Source organism: Vibrio sp. 2033 (assembly GCF_033339735.1).
Genome location: NZ_JAWOVC010000475.1, coordinates 1 through 626 on the forward strand (window position 1 = coordinate 1; position 626 = coordinate 626).

The following is a 626-nucleotide window of genomic DNA, read 5'->3' on the forward strand; positions in this document are numbered from 1 at the left end:
GTCTTTTAGATTTGTTAGCGGTGTACTTATTAGTGAAACATCGCCGAGTGGGTTTGGTGTTGATGCCATTGATTTTAATGACAAACGTGATTTTTAGTTCACACGCTCACTATACATTAGAAGTATTGGACAACAATGTGGCTCTGCAAATGAAAACGCTGTTCTTGGGCTTTTCGTTGGGCGTTTCCATCTGGCTTTGGAATGCGCGAAAGCACCAGCAATCGCGTCAGATATTTCGTTAACTTTATCTACTCACACATTTAAGGATTATCAACAGGGATTCGTTATGAACGATTTTAAAGACTTGGCGAGTTTTGCCGGTTTTAGTGCGTTAACAGGTTTGAGTTTTGGCACCATTTTCTTCAGTCTCGCTTTTGTGTACAGCTCCTTCGAAACGCAGCAACACGTCAACACTAGCGCTTTAGTTTGTGTTGTTTTTGGAGTCATAGGCTTGGTTATTGGCATTACGCAATTAAATAAAAAACGCCAATTAGTCGAAAGTTAATTCGGCAAGTCTTTTCGGTGGGTGGGGTCTCCAAAACTCTATAATGAACTCTGTGATTTGTTTTTGTTGGTTACTCCATCTACGTTTTTCTTTTAATCATCGTTTTTGCCCTTGCCTTCGC

At 40.4% G+C, this 626-nt stretch carries 1 protein-coding gene and 1 pseudogene; both read left to right on the plus strand.

What is annotated here, in order from left to right:
* A pseudogene (locus R7P74_RS27285) lies at nt 1-242 on the plus strand (hypothetical protein); the annotation flags it as partial.
* A 44-nt stretch (nt 243-286) separates the two neighbouring features.
* Nucleotides 287-505, plus strand: a complete 219-nt coding sequence (locus tag R7P74_RS27290) for a membrane protein (protein WP_017448537.1) — start codon at nt 287-289, stop codon at nt 503-505.
* The last annotated feature ends 121 nt before the right edge of the window (nt 506-626 follow it).

Bases quoted from the DNA above. Each gene is read 5' to 3' on its own strand.
- R7P74_RS27290 (WP_017448537.1), top strand. From the start codon at position 287: ATGAACGATTTTAAAGACTTGGCGAGTTTTGCCGGTTTTAGTGCGTTA.